Here is a 1,594-nt window from a genome sequence, read left to right on the forward strand (position 1 = left end):
CTAGCTTGAGTTTTAACCTGTTCGTCGGGGTCGTGGGTTGGTGGTCTTGGGTTTCTGTCTGTGGCTGGGTTTCTGTCTGTTTGGGCTGGTCGCGGTGTGGACGTCGTGGCGTGGCGTGGGTTGGTGGTTGGGTAGTCCGGAGGGGCGTCCTGGGCCGGGTCGTGAGGGTTTCGGGACACGGGCCGGAGAGGCGAGTTGTGGGCGCAGGTTCCGAAACCCTCGGCGGATGCGTGACGGGCTGAGTCGTTGGGCTGGTCGGGGTTTCTCCCAGGGGCGGCGCAGATCCGCGGTGAGTTCACGGGCGAGGCGGAGCTGGGTGTAGGCGGTGAGCAGGAGCCAGGTCCAGCGGTCGGCGGCGTCGGGTGAACGCAGTTTCGGGGTGGTCCAGCCGAGGGTTTGTTTGAGCATGCGGAAGGTGTGCTCGATGTCGAACCGGCGCAGGAACGCCTGCCAGGCCAGATCGACCTCGGCGTCGGTGAGGCTGGTGTGGGAGTGCCAGAGCCACACGGGTTTCGGGATCGCTCCGGACGGCAGGCGCTCGACCTCCAGCCGGATCACGGTGCCTTCCAGGATTGGGAGATTCCCGTCGTGGCCGGCCCAGGCGATGCGGTGGGTCAGACGGGGATGCAGCCGGTCCCAGGCCCGGATCAGTGCTGGCCCGTAGAGCCGGGTCGTGGTCTCGATGGTGATGTCCGGCTCGCCCCACGTGCCTGGGGCGCCGAAGGCGAACTCGTCGCCGTGGCGGCGGGGGCGTCCCATCGTGCCTGGTGATGATGCGGGCGCGGCGCGGCGCAGCACCCGGTCTGAGCGCATCCGCACCAGCACGATGAGCGGAAGATCGGCCAGCACGTGCGCGAGCCGGGGTCCGTCGTAGCCGGCGTCGGCGACCAGCAGGATCTCCGGATCCCCTGGGCGCCACTGCCCGGCGCGGATCAGCCTTTCCACGACGTCACGGATCTGGCGGGCGGTCACGCTCGCGGCGTCGTCTCCGGGAGCGAGCCGGACCACGTCCAGCGGCGCGGTCCACGAGTGACGTCCTGTTTCCAGGGCGACGACGACGGAGTAGGGCCAGCCCGGCACCATGATGTGCTGGTCCTTGCCCCGGCCATAGGTGTGACACAGGATCCGTTGCGGGCACGTGTGTGCTTCCGGGCGCAGCCAGCAGGTGACGTCCACCGCCAGCACCAGCCGCCCGTCCGCGGCACGAGGCAGCGACACCGCTGTCAGAGCGGCGCGTAACCGGTCGACCTCAACCCGGCCCCGGGCCAGCGCGGCATAGCCGCTGCCATGCCCGCGGCGATGCTCGCCCGTCAGTGAGAGCTCCGCGACCGAACGAACCGGCCCGTCAGCGCACAGCACCGCGTCGGTCAGCTCGAACAACGCGTCCGCCCGCCGAGTCAGACAACGGTAGAACTCCCGCCGCAACGCCGAGAGTTCCCCGGCCGAACCCGCGTCCTGAACATGGTGCACACTGATCAACTGAAGCCCTTGGCTCGATCTTTCCCTCTGTCGCAAGAGGAATGATCAACCAAGGGCTTCACCCATGATCAACCAGGGTGCCACCCGGCCGAACAGACGTTAAAACTCAAGCTAG

1 protein-coding gene is annotated in these 1,594 nt (G+C 68.1%); it reads right to left on the bottom strand.

The window, feature by feature from the left end; genetic code table 11:
• Positions 1 to 12: 12 nt before the first annotated feature.
• A complete protein-coding gene (locus tag ACFVM3_RS41880) occupies positions 13 to 1,470 on the bottom strand; it encodes an NF041680 family putative transposase (protein ID WP_378445483.1) in 1,458 nt (485 codons plus the stop codon).
• Between the last annotated feature and the right edge of the window lie 124 nt (positions 1,471 to 1,594).

Origin of the sequence: Amycolatopsis sp. NPDC057786, assembly GCF_042797905.1 — a bacterium.
Classification (GTDB): Bacteria; Actinomycetota; Actinomycetes; order Mycobacteriales; family Pseudonocardiaceae; genus Amycolatopsis.